Origin of the sequence: Novosphingobium sp., from assembly GCF_965228995.1 — a bacterium.
Taxonomy (GTDB): domain Bacteria; phylum Pseudomonadota; class Alphaproteobacteria; order Sphingomonadales; family Sphingomonadaceae; genus Novosphingobium.
Map to the genome: position 1 here is coordinate 1,442,381 of NZ_OZ245852.1, position 15,905 is coordinate 1,458,285.

A 15,905-nucleotide genomic window follows, 5' to 3' on the forward strand; every position below is an offset into this window, starting at 1 on the left:
GGATCTCATTTCCGCTCACCCTGAGCTTGTCGAAGGGTGTTGGCGCGGGTGCTGCGCATGATGCTTCGACAAGCTCGGCATGAGCGGGGCTTGAGTCTTGCGCGCGGCCCTTAGCTGTCGCGCAGGCCCACGCCGATGGTGGCGCGCGGTTGTTCCATTTCGGCGGACGATACCGGATAGGCGCACGAATCGGCTGTGTAGTAGCCGCCCGGGCGGTTGTTGCCCGATAGCCCGACGCCGCCGAATGGTGCCGCCGCCGCTTCGCCGATGGTCGGGCGGTTCCAGTTGACGATCCCGGCGCGGATATTGGCCCAGAAGCGGTTGTATTCCTGCGGCGATCCGCCAATCAGCGAGGCGGTGAGGCCGAAGCGGGTGTTGTTGGCCTCGGCGATGGCCTCGTCGAAATCGTCGACCGCGATGACCTGCAGCAGCGGGCCGAACAGCTCGACATCGGGCCGTTCCTCGATCTTGGTCACGTCGATGATCGCGGGGCTGACGAAGGGCAGATCATCGCGCAGGCGCGCCATGTGCTTGATCGCGCGGCCGCCGTTGGAGAGGAGGTAGACGAAGCTCTCGGTCAGGCCGTCGGCGGCGACATTGTCGATCACCGGGCCCATGAACGGCGTCGGCGTATCGAACGGCGCGCCGACGATCAGCCGTTCGGTGAGGCGGCGGACTTCGGTGATGACGGCGTCATACATCGTCGACTTGACGATGAGCCGCCGCGCCGAGGAGCAGCGCTGCCCGGCACTGGCGAAGGCTGATTGCACGACGATGGCGGCGGCATCGACGATCTTGGGCGTGTCCCACACCACCACCGGATTGTTGCCGCCCAGTTCGAGCGCGACGAGCTTGCCCGGATTCGACGCGAGCTTGCGGTTGATCGAAACGCCGGCATGGGCAGAGCCGGTGAACAGCACGCCGTCCACCCCGTCATGCACCGCAAGCGCCTGGCCCTGCTCGGGCCCGCCGAACAAGACTTGCATCACGGCCGCCGAAATCCCGGCGCGGTGGAAGCAGCGGGCGAGGAGATCGCCGGTTGCGGGGGCTTTCTCCGAAGGCTTGAACACCACGACATTGCCGGCGATCAGCGCGGGCACGATCTGCGCGGCGGGTAGCAGCGCCGGCATGTTGTAGGGGCTGATGACGGCCAGCACGCCATGCGGTTTGTGGCGGACCGCCGAGGTGCCATTAAGCGCGCTGTCGAGCTTGCGCTGTGCGGTCCGCTCGGCATAGGCGCGCACCGAAGCTTCAACCTTGTCGACTACGGCGTCGACTTCGCCGCGCGCTTCCCACAGCGGCTTGCCGGTTTCGCGGGCGATCAGATCGGCGAGCTTTTCGGCTTCCTTGCGCACTTCGTTGGCAAAGCGGCGCAGCAGTTCGATGCGGGTGGAGAGGGGCTGCGCGGCCCAGGCCGGCCAGGCGCGGCGCGCGCGTGCGATCACGTCCTCGGCGTCGCCGATCCGGCCGCGCCACAGTTCCGAACCCGTTGCTGGTTCGAACGAGACGAGTTCGCCGGTGGACACGGGTGCGCGGGGCCTTCCTCTACCTTGCCTCTGGAGCGGCGCGAAGCCGCTTGCGTGTGGGGCCTATGGCACGCCAGTGGTAACCAAACAAGAAACCCTGCGGCGTGAAAACCGTGCGTTCAATCGTGTCCGGCAGGGCGCGGGGGCGCGCCATGCGCTTCGCCCATGCGGCGCAAGGCGGCGATCTTGGTTTCGAGCAGCGACCAATCGTCGCTCTCGGCAATCGGTGCCCAGATCGCCTCGACTTCCTCGATGAGCATGGATTGCGGGGCGGGATCGTCCCAGTAGGGATGCGTATCGGGAGCCGGTTCATAGGCGGCAAGCGCTTCGCCCAGCGCGCCCTGGGCCTGTCCCCGGCCGCCCCGGTGGCGGAAAAAGAACGCGTCCGGCCCTTCGCCGCTTTCGGCCATCGCCTGCTCGCAAAGGCCGATCAGCGCGGTGTCCTCTTCGATCCCGCGCGGCGCCAGGCCGAGCCGCCAGCACCAGCGGCGGGCCATGGCGGCGCGGTAGTGATCCTCGAACGTGTTGAGTGCGGCGATCAGCGGCGGCGCTTCCTCCAGCGTGCGCAGCGCGACGGCGAGTTGCCCGCAGTTCCAGTGGATCGCCTGCACCTGCCGACCGAAGGCATAGAGCCCGCTGCTGTCGAAATAGGCAGCGGTGAACGCGGGGTCCCAGCGCGGCAGCCAGCGCCACGGGCCGTAGTCGAAGCTTTCGCCGGTCACGTTCATGTTGTCGGTGTTGAGCACGCCGTGGACGAAGCCGCTGGCGACGTAGCTTGCCGCCATGTCGGCCATGCGCTCGACCACCTGCTGCAGCAGCCGCGCGGCCGGGCTGGCATCCTCCGGCCCCGCCGGCCCCGGAAAGTTGCCGAGGCAATAGCCAACCAGCGCAGCCATGTTGTCCGCCTCACCCAGCGCGGCAAGGCGCTGGAACGTGCCGATGCGGATGTGGCCGTGGCTCATGCGCACCATCACCGCCGAGCGGGTGGGCGAAGGCTCGTCGCCGCGCCAGAGAGCTTCGCCGGTTTCGATCACCGAGAATGTGCGGCTGGTGTTGACACCGAGCGCGCCGAGCATTTCGGTCGCAAGGATTTCGCGCATCGCGCCTTTGAGGGTGAGGCGTCCGTCGCCCTGCCGGCTCCACGGCGTCTGGCCCGAACCCTTGGTGCCAAGATCCATGAGGCGGCCGTTGCCATCGAGCATCTGCGCGTAGAGGAAGCCGCGCCCATCGCCGAGATCGGGGTTGTAGACCTGGAACTGGTGGCCGTGATAGCGCAGCGCCAGTGGCTGGGGCAGGTTGCCGGGGAGCGGCGTGAAGCGGCCCATGTGGCTGATCCATTCCGCGTCGGTCAGCGCGGCAAGCCCCACTTCGGCCGCGGCGCGCTGGTTGCGGAAGCGTAGTCTGGTTTCGGGAAAGTCTGCCGGGGCGACCGGATCGCCGATCCAGCGTGCCAGATCGAGGATGCGGGGAGATGGGCGGTAGATCGCGTCTTGCGGGCTTGGCTGCATCGCGCGATAGTGGAGGGCAAGCGGGCGGCGTGCAAGCGCGCCCCTTTTGTTTTTGTGCGGAGTTCAGGCAGTCAACGAGATGGCAGAGGCGCTGAAAAGCGGGGAAAAGCGCTGGGAAGATCGCAGCTGGACAAGCGGCGACGGCCTGAAACTGCACTTCCGCGATTATGCGGGAAGCAGTGAGCGGCCCCCGATCCTGTGCTTGCCCGGGCTCACCCGCAATGCCCGCGATTTCGAAGCGCTGGCCGATCGGCTGGCCGGGGACTGGCGCGTGATCTGCCCGGACATGCGCGGCCGGGGCGACAGCGATTATGCGCGCGATCCGATGACCTACACCCCGGTGAACTATGTTGCCGATGTCGAAGTGCTGCTGGCGGAGGAGGGCATCGAGCGGTTCGTCGCGATCGGCACTTCGCTTGGCGGGCTGATGACGATGATGCTGGCAGCGGCGAACCCGGCACGGATCGCTGCGGCGGTCATCAACGACGTGGGGCCCCAGATCGAACCTGCCGGTCTCGCCCGCATTCGCGAATATGTCGGGCAAGGGCGCAGCTACGAAACCTGGGTCCACGCCGCGTGGGCGCTGCAGGAAGCGAGCCGCGCCATCTATCCGGCCTGGGAACTGCCTGATTGGCTGCGCATGGCCAAGCGCTGCATGGTGATCGGTACCGGCGGGCGCATCGTCTACGACTACGATATGAACATTGCCGAACCGTTTGAGGCAGAGAACGGTCCGGCGCCCGCGCCCGAGGTGATGTGGGGCATGTACGAAGCGGTTGCGCGCCGGCCGCTGCTGGTGCTGCGTGGAGCGCATTCGGACATACTCTCCGCCGAAGTGGCCGCGCGGATGGCGGTGCGCAGCGCCGCGGCCGAACTTGTCACCGTGCCCGGCATTGGCCACGCGCCCACGCTCGACGAAGACGAATCGATCGCCGCGATCACGCGGCTGCTCGCCCGCGCGGTGTGATCGCGAAGCGATGAGCACCAGGGCGCCCGGCAAGCGGCTCCATCTTCTCCACCTGCATTCGACATTCGATGCAGGCGGCAAGGAGCGGCGCAGCACCAGCCTGATCAACCGTTTCGGCAAGGCGGTGGACCACAGCATCGTCTCTGCGCAGCCGGGGGCGCTGGGCGCGCGGGCGCAGATCAATCCGGGGCTGCCCGTCCATTTCCCGTTCGGCTTTCCGCCGCTGCAGGGCCGGTTCGGGGTGCGCCGCCTGCAGACCCTCGCGCGGGCGATGCAGGGCTTCGACCTCATCCTCACCTACAATTGGGGCGCGATGGATGCGGCGATGGCGCACGCACTGTTCGCGCCCACGCTGGGGCTCGCGCCGCTGATCCACCACGAGGATGGCTTCAACGCCGATGAGGCGCAGAGGCTGAAGGCGACCCGCAACTGGTATCGCCGCGTCGCGCTCGCCCGGGCGAGCGCGCTGATCGTGCCTTCGCGCCAGCTTGAGCGCGTGGCGCTTGATGTGTGGCACCAGCCGCTGGCAAGGGTGCACCGCATCGGCAATGGCATCCCGGTCAAGGACTACGATCCCGCCAAGGCCCGGCGCGTAAAGCCCGATGCGCTGCCGCGCGTGATCAAGCGGCCGGGGGAAAAGTGGGTAGGCACGCTCGCCGGCCTGCGCCCGGTCAAGGCGCTGCCTCGCCTCGTGCGCGCATTCCGCGCGCTGCCGGAGGAATGGCAGCTGGTGATCGTGGGCGAGGGGCCCGAGCGCGAGGCGATCCTCGCCGAGGCGCTGCGGCTGGAGATCGGGCACCGCGTCCACCTGCCCGGTTTTGTGGCCAACCCGGCGGAAGCGACTGCCCTGTTCGATCTCTTCGCGCTCTCCTCGGATAGCGAGCAGTTTCCGCTTTCGGTGGTCGAGGCAATGGCCTCGGGCCTTGCGGTGGCGAGCCCGGCGGTGGGCGATGTGGCCGATATCGTCGCGCCCGAGAACGTGCCGTTCATCACGGAGCCGGGCGACGAAAACGCGCTCGGGTCGGCCTTGCTGCAACTGGCGGCGGACGAGACGCTGCGCCGACGGGTGGGCGCGGCCAACCAGATCCGTGCGCGCGAGGCGTTCGACGAGGGGGTGATGGCGCGGGAGCACGCCGCGGTCTATGCGGCCGCGCTGGGGCTGCCCGCCTTTCCGTAAAGCTGCGGGACATGATCCGGCAGATACTGTGCCAGCGTCAAACCGGTTGAATTGGCAGGCCCCCCTGCTAAACAGCCGCATTCGTTAACACAGTGACCTGAAAGCGTAGCCTTGGCTCTGACTCCGAAAAGCCCCCAGGGCAACCTGCCTGCCAACAGCAAGGATGCCGCATCGCAGGAAACGTTCCTGCGCGAAGTGGATGATGCGCTGCGCGAGGATCAACTGCGCACATTGCTGACCACTCGGGGGTGGCCGATCATTGCGCTGGTGGTCGGCAGCCTTGTCGGGCTGGGCGGCTGGCTGTGGTACAACGACCATTCGGCCAACGTGCGTGACAAGCAGAGCGAGACATTCGTGACCGCGCTTGACGCGCTTCAGGCGGGCCGCAACCAGACCGCGAAGCAGGGCATGGACCCGCTGGCGAAGGACGGGAGCCCCGGCTACCGCGCGGCGGTGCAGATCACCGAGGCAGGCATTGCCGAACAGGCGGGCAAGGCGGCCGATGCGGCGAAGATGTTTGCGGCAGTCGCAGCCGATGGCGCGCTGCCCGGCCCCTACCGCGATCTCGCTACGGTGCGTGAGGTTTCGACGAACTTCGACAAGCTCGCGCCGCAGACGGTGATCGACCGGCTGAAGCCGCTCGCCATTCCGGGCAAGCCGTGGTTCGGCAGCGCGGGCGAACTCGTCGCGCTGGCCTATCTCAAGCAAAACAAGACCGAGGCGGCGGGCGCGCTGCTCGCCTCGATCGCCAAGGACAAGGCCGTGCCCGACACGCTGCGCCGGCGGACCCGGCAGCTTGCCGGTCAGCTCGGCGTCGATGCCGTGGACAACCCGGCCGCCGCCGTGAGCGGCAGTGAAGGACAATGATGTGACGGCAGGGATGGGATTTGAGGATATGACCGGAGCACGTCACAGCCAAGTTTTGGCCAGCCGGCCTTTGGCGATCCGGCGCATTGCCGTTTCTGCGGTGGTCGTTGTGGCGCTGGCGCTTGGTGGCTGCGGGCTGACCAAGAGCAAGACCAAGTCGACGCCGACGGTGGGCAATCGCATCCCGATCCTTTCGCGGATCGAGGCGGGCACCAAGGTGGACGATGGCATGGCGGCGCTTGATGTCGTGCTGCCGGTGGCCGAGGCCAATACCGATTGGGAGCAGGCAGGCGGCACCGCGTCCAAGTCCTATGGGCACCTCGCGCTGGCGCAGGATCCGCACAAGGTGTGGACGGTGCGTATCGCCGGATCGAGCCCCAAGCAGCGCCTCGCGGCAGCGCCGGTCATCGGGGGCGGCAAGCTCTATGTGATGGACACCGAAGGCATGGTCCGCGCGTTTGACGCAGCGACCGGGCGCGAGGACTGGAAGGCGGCTTTCCGTCTGCCCGAAGCCAATGCCTCGGTGTTCGGCGGCGGCGCGGCCTACAACGATGGCAAGGTGTTCATCACCACCGGGCTCGGCGAAGTGGCCGCGCTCGAGGCGGCGAGCGGCAAGGTGCTGTGGCGCGTGAAGCCCGCAGGCCCCCTGCGCGGCAGCCCGACGATCGCTTTCGGCGGCGTCTATGTGATGACGCAGGACAACCAGATCATCGCGCTCAACGTGGCGGATGGCACGCAGCTGTGGAGCGAATCCGGTTCGGTCGCGCAGACCGGCGTGTTCGGCGTGGCGGCAGCGGCGGCCGGGCAGGGCACGATCGTCGCGGGCTACAGCTCGGGCGAACTGGTCGCCTACCGCTACGAGAACGGCCGCCAGCTGTGGTCGGACGCGCTCGCGCGCACCAGCATCGCGACGTCGGTCTCGACGCTGACCGACATCGACGCCGATCCGATCATCGAGCACGGCCGCGTCTATGCACTGGGCCAGGGTGGGCGCATGGCCGCCTATGAACTGGTAACGGGCCAGCGCGCGTGGGAACTCAACCTCGCGGGGATTTCAACGCCGGCAGTGGCGGGCGACTGGATCTTTACGCTGACCGACGAGTCGAAGCTGCTGTGCATCGCCAAGGCCACCGGCAAGGTGCGCTGGATCGCGCAGATGAAGCCCTATCACAGCGTCAAGAAGAAGAAGGGCCCGATCTTCTGGACCGGCCCGGTGCTGGCGGGCGATCACTTGTGGATGGCGAACTCGGATGGCGAGCTCATGGCCGCATCGGTCACCGATGGTGCCGTGAAGCGCCACGCCAAGCTCGGCGCGCCTGTCACGCTGGCGCCGGTCGTCGCGGGCGGGATGATCTACGTGCTTGACGATAGCGGGCACATCACGGCGCTGCGCTGACCGGCTGGGCGGCGAGGAAGGCCGCCAGCGCGATCATGTCGCCGGCGGTCATCTCCGCCGCAACCGGCCGCATGAGGTCCGCCTGTCCGCCATGGCGCGCGCCGATGCGGAACGCCGCCAGCTGGCGAACGATCCCGGTGGGCGACTTGCCGGCCAGCGGCGGCACCGCGCCCGCGCCGCGATAACCGGTGCCGTGGCAACCGGCGCAGGCATAAGCGCCTGACGGGCCCCAACGTGCGGCGAGGCGCTGCCCCCGCGCGATCGACCCTTTCGGCACCCACGCGGTATAGCGCACGGTGGGATCGCGCAGCTCGAACCGTTCGACATCCTCAGGCATCTCGATGATGCGCTGGCCCAGCGGTTCGGTGCCGCCACCGGGTGCGGGCGCATAGCTGAAGCCGGTTCCGATCACGCGGCGGATCGTGCTGGCCTCGATTACCTTTGCCGCCGGTGTGCGCGGCAGCGCCGAGAAATAGTCTGCCGCGGCGGCGAGATCGTCCTCGCGCACCGCGTGGGCGACGCCGCGCATCGCTTCGACCGGATAGAAATCCGGATCGGCGCCGCCGCGTGTGCCATCGCGGAACGCGGCGACCTGTTCGAGGATATAGGCGCGCGGCAGGCCGGCGATCCCTGCGTTTTCGGGCCGTCCCTGCCCGGTGGCGAGATGGCAGTAGCCGCAGGCATATTCCTTGGCGTCACGGTTCACGAGCACCGCTTCGGGCGCAGCGGGATGGCCGGCCGGATACCAGTCCGGCACATGGCTGCGGGTGTGGACCTGCGCCCAGGTCAGCTGCAGTGCGGAGCCGGGCAGGGAATGCACCTCAGTGCCGCGCACGGGCTGCTCACCGGGCGGCGGAAACGCCCATTCGAGTGCCCGATCCGCTACGGAGGCAAAGCCCGTTACGGGCAGCAGCAGCCCTGCGCCCAATAACAAGGGTCGCCACATCTGCCGCATATTTAGCCCTCCATTGCAATGCCTTCCTCAAGGCTAGGGCTTGCGCAGATTTCGAACAAGTGCCGCGTATTCACCTTTTCTGCACCCTTGCGCGCTAGACGAAAGCGTCATGAACGCTCCTGCATCGAGGCCTCCCAGCGACGTTTCCGCCGGAGTCGGCTTGTCCGGCCTTGCGGGCCTCGCGCTGTGGGTGATCGTCTGCCGCAACTGGGCGGGAATCGCCGATGCGCTGGCACTGCCCGGTCCGCATGCGCCGCTCGCCGGGCCCAATGCCGCGCTGGCAGCGATGCTGTTTTCGGGCCTGCCGATGGTCGCATGGTCGCTGCTGGTCGACAAGGTGCACCTGCGCGCCTCGACAGGGATCGATTGGGCCAATCCGCGCCCCTTGCGCGATGTCATCGATATCTCGATCACCAAGGTTGCGGGCCTGTGGGCGACATGGTCGCTGCTCGGCTTCGTCTATTGCCTCTGCCGCTGGTACTGGCGCGGGCAGTACCTGTTCGCGATGGACGTGATTTCGGGGCTCGCTCCGCTGCTGTTCATCGGGACGATCCCTTATGTGCTGTGGCTCGACCGGGTGCTGGTCAATCCGCGCGATGGCGCGTGGCATTTCGGCGCGATGCTGATCGGGCGCGAGACTTATGACAAGGCCGAGGTAGCGCACCATTGGCGCGCCTGGGCGGTGAAGGGCTTTTTCTGCGCCTTCATGTTCTCGATCATCCCCGGCGGCTTCGGCAACGTCGTGCAGATGAACTACAGCGCGGTGCTCGGCGATCCGCTCGCGCTCGGCAATGCGCTGATCGAGACGATGTTCCTGGTCGACGTGCAGATCGCCATGGTCGGCTATCTCCTGACGATGAAGCCGCTCGATGCGCAGATCCGCAGCGCCAACCCGTTTCTCGGCGGCTGGGTGGCGGCGCTGATCTGCTATCCGCCGTTCATTCTGATGGGCGGTGGCGGGGTGCTCGATTACCGTTCGGGCGGCGCGGAATGGACCTTCTGGCTGCAGGGCATGCCGGTGCTCCAGTGGATCTGGGTGGCAGCGATGGTGGTGCTGACGGGCATCTATGCCTGGGCCACGGTCGCCTTTGGTTTGCGCTTTTCCAACCTGACTTATCGCGGTGTGCTGACCAACGGTCCCTATGCCTTCACGCGGCACCCGGCCTATCTTTCCAAGAACACCTTCTGGTGGCTTTCGACGCTGCCGTTCCTGACGACCACGCATTCAATGGTCGATGCGATCCGCAACACGGTGATCCTGGGCCTTGTCAGCGCAGTTTATTTCTGGCGCGCCAAGACCGAGGAAGCGCACTTGCTGGCCGAGGACGCCAAGTACCGCGAATACCACGCCTGGATGAGCGAGCACGGGCTGGTGACGGGCAACCTGAACCGCATCGTCCGGATGCTGACACGCGGTCGTCCGCGGGTGGAGCCGCCAGCCATCGGCGCGGCGCATCCGGCGGAGTAGGGCGGCTCTTCCCCATTCCCTCGTCATTGCTTCGCTACGCTCGCAATGGCGAGGAATTTAGGGGGCGCCCCTACTCAAACGCTCAGATCGGCTCGCCGTCGTCCGTCTCGTAAAGCCGGATCACGCGGTCGTGGAAGCCCAGCCCCGCGCGCGCCTTCACCCATTCGGCCATGTGGGCTGATCTGGCGTGTGCTGCCAGCGCCGCGCGGTCCGTCCAGCGTTCGGCGACATGGAACAGCGCGGGATCGTCGATATCCTGCGCATAGCCATACTGGATGCAGCCCTGTTCGGCGCGGGTCGCCTCGGCCACCGTGCGGGCGAGTGGAAGCAGCGCATCGATATGCTCTGCCGCCACCCGGAACGTGCCCATGATGACGATCATGGCTTCAGAGATCCTCGCCTTCATCCGTATCGTAGAGCCGGATATGGCGTTCCTTCATCGTCAGCGTCTGCAAAACCCCGATCCATTCGGCGACGTGCGGGGTCTTGAGATGCGCGCCCAGCGCTTCGCGGCTCGTCCAGCGCTCGGTGATGTGGAAGATCTCGGGATCGCTGATGTCGCGCGAATAGTCGTACTGGAGGCAGCCGTCTTCCGCTTGCGTCGCGGCAACAACCTTGCGCGCTGCCGGCAGCGCGGCCTCTATGGCGTCGGCGTCAATGCGCAGCTTGCCCATCACGATGATCATTGTCTCTCTCCCGCTTATGTTCTGGTCTCAGAAGCTTTTTGCTTCGTAGATCGGATCGACCTTGCCGCCCCAGGCCCCGTGATAGAGGTCAAGCAGGCGTTCGGCCGGGGTCTTGCCCGTGCTGACAATCTCGTCGAGCGGGTGGAGGTAGCCGGTCTCGTTATCGCCCGCACCGTTGAGACGCCCGCGCGCCGCAAGGCCGCTGCGCGCGATGGCGAGCACTTCGGCGGCGATATCGCGCAAGGTTCCGCCGCCCGGTAGCGGGGCATCGAGCCCGAGCTTGGGCACGCTGGCTCGCAGCTTCTCGCGGCCGTCCATGTCCCAGTCCTTGACCAGATCCCACGCCGCATCGAGCGCGGTCTGATCATAGAGCAGGCCCACCCACAGCGCAGGCAGCGCGCAGATCCGGTTCCATGGCCCGCCGTCGGCGCCGCGCATTTCGAGGAAGCTCTTGAGGCGCACTTCCGGGAAGGCGGTGGAAAGGTGGTCGATCCAGTCCGAGCGGGTCGGCTTTTCGCCCGGCAGCGCCGGCAGCTTGCCCTCGAGAAAATCGCGGAACGACTGGCCGGCAGCATCGATATAGCGCCCGTTACGGAACACGAAGTACATCGGCACGTCGAGCATGTAGTCGACATAGCGCTCGTAGCCGAAGCCTTCGTCGAACACGAATGGCAGCATGCCGGTACGCGCCGGATCGGTATCCGACCAGATGTGGCTGCGATAGGAAAGGAAGCCATTGGGCTTGCCTTCGAGGAACGGCGAATTGGCGAACAGCGCAGTGGCAAGCGGCTGGAGCGCCAGCGAAACGCGGAACTTCTGCACCATGTCCGCCTCGCTCGAATAGTCGAGGTTGGTCTGGATGGTGCAGGTGCGCAGCATCATGTCGAGGCCCATGGTGCCCACGCGCGGCATGTGCCGCAGCATGATGTCATAGCGGCCCTTGGGCATGATCGGCAGTTCTTCGCGCGTCTTGTCGGGCCACAGCCCCATGCCGAGGTAGGCGAGGCCGAGCTTGTCGCCGATGGTCTTGACCTGGGCGAGGTGGCGGCCGGTTTCAGCACAGGTCTCGTGCAGGTTTTCAAGCGGCGCGCCCGAAAGTTCGAGCTGGCCTGCGGGTTCGAGGCTGACGGCGCCGTCCGGGCCGCCCATCGCGATGACGTTGGGGCCGGTGTCGCTGTCTTCCTCGATCGTCGTCCAGCCGTAGTCCTGCAGCGCGAGCAGCAGGTCGCGGATCCCGCCGGGTTCGCTATAGCTGGGCGCGGCATGGTCGGCGGTGCGATAGACGAACTTTTCGTGCTCGGTACCAATGCGCCACGCCTCGCGCGGCTTTTCGCCTTTTGCCATAGGCTCGACGAGCTGGTCACGGCTCTCGATGATCGGATCGTTGCGATTCGAAACTTGTCTCGTGCTCATGCGCGTTTCGTTAGTGCGCCGCGCGGCGCTGCGCCAGCCGAAAACACGGATACGACTTATGCGTCATCCCCAATCACCCCGCGTACCCATCCAGAGCGCGGTGGCGGCGATGGCCGCTGTTTCGGCACGGAGAATCCTTGGGCCGAGCGTGATGGCATGCGCCGCGGGATGGGCGCGGATCGCCGCGCGCTCGGCATCGTCGAAGCCGCCTTCGGGGCCGACAAGCAGGGCGGCAGGGCCATCATGCGCGGCAAAGGCGGCAGCCGCAGGCGCGCCGCCTTCCTCGTCGGCGAAATAAAGGCGCCGCCCCTCGGGCCAATCGCGCAGCAGCGCATCCAGCTTCACCGGCTCATCGAGCGCCGGCAGCGCGGTGCGCGCGCATTGCTCGGCCGCCTCGGTCATGATCGTGCGCGCGCGTTCGGGGTTGAGCTTGTCAGCCACGCAGCGCCGGGTCAGCACCGGCTTCAGTTCCGCGACGCCCAGTTCGGTCGCCTTCTCCAGCACGAGATCGAATGCAGCCTTCTTGGTCAGCGCGGCGCAGAGCCAGAAATCGGGCACGCCCTCGCGCTCGCGCAGGCGGCGCACCACGCTGAGCGTGACATCGCGCTTGCCCGCCGCGCTCACTTCGGCGAGCCATTCGCCGGTTAGGTCATCACACAGGATCACCGCATCGCCGGGCGTCACCCGCATCACCTTGCCGAGATAATGCGCCTGCCCTCCTTCGAGCGGCACATGTGCGCCATCGGCCAAGGGGCCGGGGACAAACAGGCGGGGCGCGGACTTGGGCGGCCAGGCAGGGGTGGCGGGCAGGTGGGTGGACATGTCCGCTGGCTTAGTGCGCTCGGCGGTGCTGCGCCAGCGGTGTCAGAGGCAAGAACGCGCGCACAATCTATGCTCTGGTACCGTCGCCTTCCAGCCATGGAGCGGCTTGGGCGGGCGGATGTGCATGGTGGTGGTTCCCCCTCAACTGGCCTTGGCGATCTGATCGAAACGGACGCAGGGCCTTATGATCAACCCGCTCTCGCGCTTGACCTCATCGGGGGTGGCCGGTTCGATGCCGGTTTTCTTCCTGATCTCGGTGATCTCATTTGGATAATTATCTGCCCGCCCTGAAACTTTGCGAAGCAGGGCAATTTTTTCGAGCAGTGACTCCCGGGAATTTGTACTTCCCTCAAACACCGAGGCCTTGCTGATCGCCTCCAAAATAAGATCAGCGCGGTTTCTCTGAAAACGCTCTTCAATGCCGAAAATGCCAAAAGCATTGGCAAGTGCCTGTTTTTCTTGCGTAGGCATGTGTGCCAGCAAGCCGCTGTTGTTGGCCAGTTCCCAATGTGTACTGTCGAGCGTAATCGACTGGCCTTGCAGCTTCGGCCATAGAGCTACCAGAGCAAGGACGCCGGCAGGGTCGTTTACCTTCACGCGGCGCTGCAATTCACCCCAGTTCGCATCGCGGCATTGCTGATTATCAATAGCAATCTGCATCGCCAGCAAATCGCGGGCGACTTCGGTGCGGAGCGTCTCGCGCGCATCGGCAATCTCGTGGTGCCAGTGCCACTGCTCGACGACCTGTTCGAAGCCCAGCGCGATCAGCACGCCGATGACGATCACGAAGATCTCGTTGAGGAATTCCTTCCAGCCGTGGAGCGGCTTGGGCGGGTGGATGTGCATGGGTAGCTCCTCTCTCAGGCCCGCCGGGCGCTCACAGGCCCTGCTTTTCGAACGTTGGCTGCGCGGCCAGCACTTTGCGCCAGTCGACCGCTGCGCGCCCGGCCGTCTGGCATCGGGCGAGTTGGCTGTCCCCAACACCCCGCAGCATGAAATCCAATTGCGCCGGTGGCGGCATCCAGCCGAGATTGCGAATATCGCCCGCAATATACCCCGCCGATACGATTCTGCCGTGCAGCGCGGTGCGTACCGCCTCCAGATCCGCAATCAACGCATGACGCGTGCCTGGGTCCAATGGGAGCGGCTTTGCCAACTCTCCCAGCGGCATGTTCGAAAGTCTCACTTCATTACGCGACACCTGACTGTAAAGATCGGCAAGCCGACGCTGCTCCTGCACGCTCATGTGCTGGATGGTGCCGTCTGCAACCAGGGATTTCCAGGCGGACCCGTCCACTGTCGTCATGACGGTGTTAAGGACACTTCCCTGAAGCCCTACGGCGGAGATTTCCCCGCGATCGGGGACAAGCGGGGCGGGGTTCAGCCGCTCGCCGCTGTCCAATACCCGCTGCTCAAGCGCCTCGATCGATTGGTCGATGCAGGGCGCCACAATAATCTGGTAAATTGCGGCGGCGAAATTATCCTGCGCCTCAGCTTTCAGGCGTTCCTCGCCATCATGCACCTTGTGCTGCCAGTGCCATTCCTCGACAACCTGCTCCAGCCCCAGCGCGATCAGCACGCCGACGACGATCACGAAGATCTCGTTCAGGAATTCCTTCCAGCCGTGGAGCGGCTTGGGCGGATGCACGTGCATGGTCTGGCTGCCCCCCGGCATATTGCGATGCACCGCGCTAACAGGGTTTGCCGGGTGGGAAAATTGCGTCCCGCCGCTATTTTGTGTCCACTTCGGGCTGAACTGGCGATCTTGCCCCGCGCTGCATTCCGGCGCAGAGAACCGGCATGGAGCCGGCAGCGCAGATCGTTCCCGATAGCGAGCACAAGGGGCTGGTGGCCCTGCTTCCGCCTACCGCGCGCGATCTGGCGCTGCTTGCGCGGTTTGATCGGCCGATCGGGTGGTGGCTGCTGTTCTGGCCCTGCGCCTGGGGCCTGTTCCTTGCCGGAGGGACCGGGCGCTGGGGCATGATCCTGTGGCTTCTGCTCGGCGCCATCGCCATGCGCGGGGCGGGCTGCGTCTATAACGATATCGTCGATGCCGATCTCGATGCCCGCGTCGCGCGCACGGCGGCGCGGCCGATCGCCAGTGGGGCGATTTCCAAGAAAGTCGCCTGGACCTGGCTCTGCGCACTGTGCGGGGTGGGCCTTGTGGTCCTGCTGCAACTGCGCTGGGAAGCGCAGCTGGTGGCGCTCGGCAGCTTAGGGCTGGTTGCGGCCTATCCCTTCATGAAGCGGATCACCGGGTGGCCGCAAGCGTGGCTTGGCCTCGTGTTTACCTGGGGCGCACCGGTGGGGTGGATCGAGGTGACGGGGTTTACCCGGCTGGCGCCGCTGGCCGCGCTCTACGCCGGGTGCTGGGCCTGGTGCATGGCCTATGACACGATCTACGCGCTGCAGGACCGCGAGGATGACGCCATGGTCGGCATCGGCTCCTCGGCGCTGTCGTTCGGCGCCCATGTGCGCGCCGGAGTGATCGGGCTCTATGCCATGGCAGCGGCGTGCTGGGCGGGCGCGGTGTGGCTCGTGCGGCCCGATCCGGTGGCGCTGTTCGCGTTGCTGCCGGTTGCGCTGCATTTCGCGTGGCAGGCGATCACGCTCGATACGGCGGATGGAGACAGCGCGCTCGCGCGGTTCCGTTCGAACCGATTCGCGGGCGCGCTGATGGCGGCGGCATGCTTCGTGGTGGGGGCGGCCAGTCAGCTATAACTGACCAGTTCCCACTCGATCCCGTCCCAATCGAAGACATAGAACCGGCGGCCCGGCTCGTAGTCCCCGTGATTGAACGGCTCGAGCCCGGCCTCGATCACCACACGCTCCGCAGCATCCAGATCATCGACAAGAAGGCCGATATGATTGAGCGGCTGGCCTTTGGCAAACTTGCCGGGAAGCGGATTATCACCCTGATAGAGGCCGATATAATCGATGTCGGCGCCAAGATGGATGGTCCAGCCGCCGAGCGCCGAGGGCCCGCGCCAGCGTTCGTGCCAGCCGCACAAGCGAGTGAGAAATGCGGCGGTGCGATCGGGATCGCTCACGCGGATGTTGACGTGTTCGAGGCGTGCAGCGGGCATGGTCATAGCAAAACTCCCTAGTGGACCTTCTACG

16 protein-coding genes are annotated in these 15,905 nt (G+C 66.2%); 6 read left to right on the forward strand and 10 right to left on the reverse strand.

The features are described 5' to 3' along the window. Positions 1–110: 110 nt before the first annotated feature. Both ACO056_RS06805 and ACO056_RS06810 read right to left on the reverse strand, forming a co-directional pair. Positions 111–1,526 (reverse strand): succinylglutamate-semialdehyde dehydrogenase, encoded by a 1,416-nt coding sequence (locus ACO056_RS06805; RefSeq protein ID WP_421853724.1) that lies wholly within the window; start codon positions 1,524–1,526, stop codon positions 111–113. 119 nt (positions 1,527–1,645) lie between these two features. Beyond that, positions 1,646–3,034: a protein adenylyltransferase SelO gene (locus ACO056_RS06810; protein ID WP_421853727.1), complete on the reverse strand. Its 1,389-nt coding sequence runs from the start codon at positions 3,032–3,034 to the stop codon at positions 1,646–1,648. 79 nt (positions 3,035–3,113) lie between these two features. Here ACO056_RS06810 and ACO056_RS06815 point away from each other — a divergent pair, with 79 nt between their 5' ends. The 4 genes from ACO056_RS06815 to ACO056_RS06830 all read left to right on the forward strand — a co-directional run bounded on the left by ACO056_RS06815 (position 3,114) and on the right by ACO056_RS06830 (position 7,441). Further along, positions 3,114–4,001 (forward strand): alpha/beta fold hydrolase, encoded by an 888-nt coding sequence (locus tag ACO056_RS06815; RefSeq protein WP_421853730.1) that lies wholly within the window; start codon positions 3,114–3,116, stop codon positions 3,999–4,001. 10 nt (positions 4,002–4,011) lie between these two features. After that, positions 4,012–5,178: a glycosyltransferase family 4 protein gene (locus tag ACO056_RS06820; protein WP_421853733.1), complete on the forward strand. Its 1,167-nt coding sequence runs from the start codon at positions 4,012–4,014 to the stop codon at positions 5,176–5,178. Positions 5,179–5,289: 111 nt separating this feature from the next. Beyond that, positions 5,290–6,045 (forward strand): tetratricopeptide repeat protein, encoded by a 756-nt coding sequence (locus ACO056_RS06825; protein ID WP_421853736.1) that lies wholly within the window; start codon positions 5,290–5,292, stop codon positions 6,043–6,045. A 28-nt stretch (positions 6,046–6,073) separates the two neighbouring features. Further along, positions 6,074–7,441 (forward strand): PQQ-binding-like beta-propeller repeat protein, encoded by a 1,368-nt coding sequence (locus tag ACO056_RS06830; RefSeq protein WP_421853739.1) that lies wholly within the window; start codon positions 6,074–6,076, stop codon positions 7,439–7,441. Here the strand turns inward: ACO056_RS06830 and ACO056_RS06835 are convergent. Then, complete coding sequence (locus ACO056_RS06835; RefSeq protein WP_421853742.1) at positions 7,425–8,396, reverse strand: c-type cytochrome; 972 nt, start codon at positions 8,394–8,396, stop codon at positions 7,425–7,427. The genes ACO056_RS06830 and ACO056_RS06835 overlap by 17 nt on opposite strands. A 109-nt stretch (positions 8,397–8,505) precedes the next feature. On the opposite strand from ACO056_RS06835, the gene ACO056_RS06840 reads away from it, so the two are divergent. Beyond that, entirely contained in the window at positions 8,506–9,864 is a 1,359-nt protein-coding gene (locus ACO056_RS06840) for a methyltransferase family protein (protein WP_421853745.1), read from the forward strand. A gap of 82 nt (positions 9,865–9,946) precedes the next feature. Here ACO056_RS06840 and ACO056_RS06845 read toward each other — a convergent pair whose 3' ends face one another. The 6 genes from ACO056_RS06845 to ACO056_RS06870 form a co-directional block, all read right to left on the reverse strand. Beyond that, a complete protein-coding gene (locus ACO056_RS06845; RefSeq protein WP_421853748.1) occupies positions 9,947–10,246 on the reverse strand; it encodes a putative quinol monooxygenase in 300 nt (99 codons plus the stop codon). Between the two features lie 4 nt (positions 10,247–10,250). After that, complete coding sequence (locus ACO056_RS06850; protein WP_421853751.1) at positions 10,251–10,550, reverse strand: putative quinol monooxygenase; 300 nt, start codon at positions 10,548–10,550, stop codon at positions 10,251–10,253. 27 nt (positions 10,551–10,577) lie between these two features. Then, positions 10,578–11,963, reverse strand: a complete 1,386-nt coding sequence (locus tag ACO056_RS06855) for a glutamate--cysteine ligase (protein ID WP_421853754.1) — start codon at positions 11,961–11,963, stop codon at positions 10,578–10,580. Positions 11,964–12,026: 63 nt separating this feature from the next. Beyond that, positions 12,027–12,773, reverse strand: a complete 747-nt coding sequence (locus tag ACO056_RS06860) for a 16S rRNA (uracil(1498)-N(3))-methyltransferase (protein ID WP_421855336.1) — start codon at positions 12,771–12,773, stop codon at positions 12,027–12,029. 153 nt (positions 12,774–12,926) lie between these two features. After that, positions 12,927–13,631 carry a hypothetical protein gene (locus ACO056_RS06865; RefSeq protein WP_421853757.1) on the reverse strand — a complete coding sequence of 235 codons (705 nt, stop codon included), beginning with the start codon at positions 13,629–13,631 and terminating at the stop codon, positions 12,927–12,929. Between the two features lie 31 nt (positions 13,632–13,662). Beyond that, positions 13,663–14,439 carry a hypothetical protein gene (locus tag ACO056_RS06870; protein WP_421853760.1) on the reverse strand — a complete coding sequence of 259 codons (777 nt, stop codon included), beginning with the start codon at positions 14,437–14,439 and terminating at the stop codon, positions 13,663–13,665. 146 nt (positions 14,440–14,585) lie between these two features. Here ACO056_RS06870 and ubiA point away from each other — a divergent pair, with 146 nt between their 5' ends. Further along, positions 14,586–15,506 carry a 4-hydroxybenzoate octaprenyltransferase gene (ubiA, locus tag ACO056_RS06875; RefSeq protein ID WP_421853763.1) on the forward strand — a complete coding sequence of 307 codons (921 nt, stop codon included), beginning with the start codon at positions 14,586–14,588 and terminating at the stop codon, positions 15,504–15,506. Here the strand turns inward: ubiA and ACO056_RS06880 are convergent. Further along, positions 15,497–15,871: a VOC family protein gene (locus tag ACO056_RS06880; protein WP_421855339.1), complete on the reverse strand. Its 375-nt coding sequence runs from the start codon at positions 15,869–15,871 to the stop codon at positions 15,497–15,499. The genes ubiA and ACO056_RS06880 overlap by 10 nt on opposite strands. Positions 15,872–15,905: the final 34 nt, after the last annotated feature.

What these genes read in the sequence shown, in the direction of transcription:
- ACO056_RS06880 (WP_421855339.1), bottom strand. Translation starts at nt 15,871, where the DNA reads ATGCCCGCTGCACGCCTCGAACACGTCAACATCCGCGTGAGCGATCCC.
- ubiA (WP_421853763.1), top strand. Translation starts at nt 14,586, where the DNA reads ATGGAGCCGGCAGCGCAGATCGTTCCCGATAGCGAGCACAAGGGGCTG.
- ACO056_RS06835 (WP_421853742.1), bottom strand. Translation starts at nt 8,396, where the DNA reads ATGCGGCAGATGTGGCGACCCTTGTTATTGGGCGCAGGGCTGCTGCTG.
- ACO056_RS06850 (WP_421853751.1), bottom strand. Translation starts at nt 10,550, where the DNA reads ATGATCATCGTGATGGGCAAGCTGCGCATTGACGCCGACGCCATAGAG.
- ACO056_RS06855 (WP_421853754.1), bottom strand. Translation starts at nt 11,963, where the DNA reads ATGAGCACGAGACAAGTTTCGAATCGCAACGATCCGATCATCGAGAGC.
- ACO056_RS06870 (WP_421853760.1), bottom strand. Translation starts at nt 14,439, where the DNA reads ATGCACGTGCATCCGCCCAAGCCGCTCCACGGCTGGAAGGAATTCCTG.
- ACO056_RS06815 (WP_421853730.1), top strand. Translation starts at nt 3,114, where the DNA reads ATGGCAGAGGCGCTGAAAAGCGGGGAAAAGCGCTGGGAAGATCGCAGC.
- ACO056_RS06865 (WP_421853757.1), bottom strand. Translation starts at nt 13,631, where the DNA reads ATGCACATCCACCCGCCCAAGCCGCTCCACGGCTGGAAGGAATTCCTC.
- ACO056_RS06830 (WP_421853739.1), top strand. Translation starts at nt 6,074, where the DNA reads ATGACCGGAGCACGTCACAGCCAAGTTTTGGCCAGCCGGCCTTTGGCG.
- ACO056_RS06840 (WP_421853745.1), top strand. Translation starts at nt 8,506, where the DNA reads ATGAACGCTCCTGCATCGAGGCCTCCCAGCGACGTTTCCGCCGGAGTC.
- ACO056_RS06810 (WP_421853727.1), bottom strand. Translation starts at nt 3,034, where the DNA reads ATGCAGCCAAGCCCGCAAGACGCGATCTACCGCCCATCTCCCCGCATC.
- ACO056_RS06820 (WP_421853733.1), top strand. Translation starts at nt 4,012, where the DNA reads ATGAGCACCAGGGCGCCCGGCAAGCGGCTCCATCTTCTCCACCTGCAT.
- ACO056_RS06845 (WP_421853748.1), bottom strand. Translation starts at nt 10,246, where the DNA reads ATGATCGTCATCATGGGCACGTTCCGGGTGGCGGCAGAGCATATCGAT.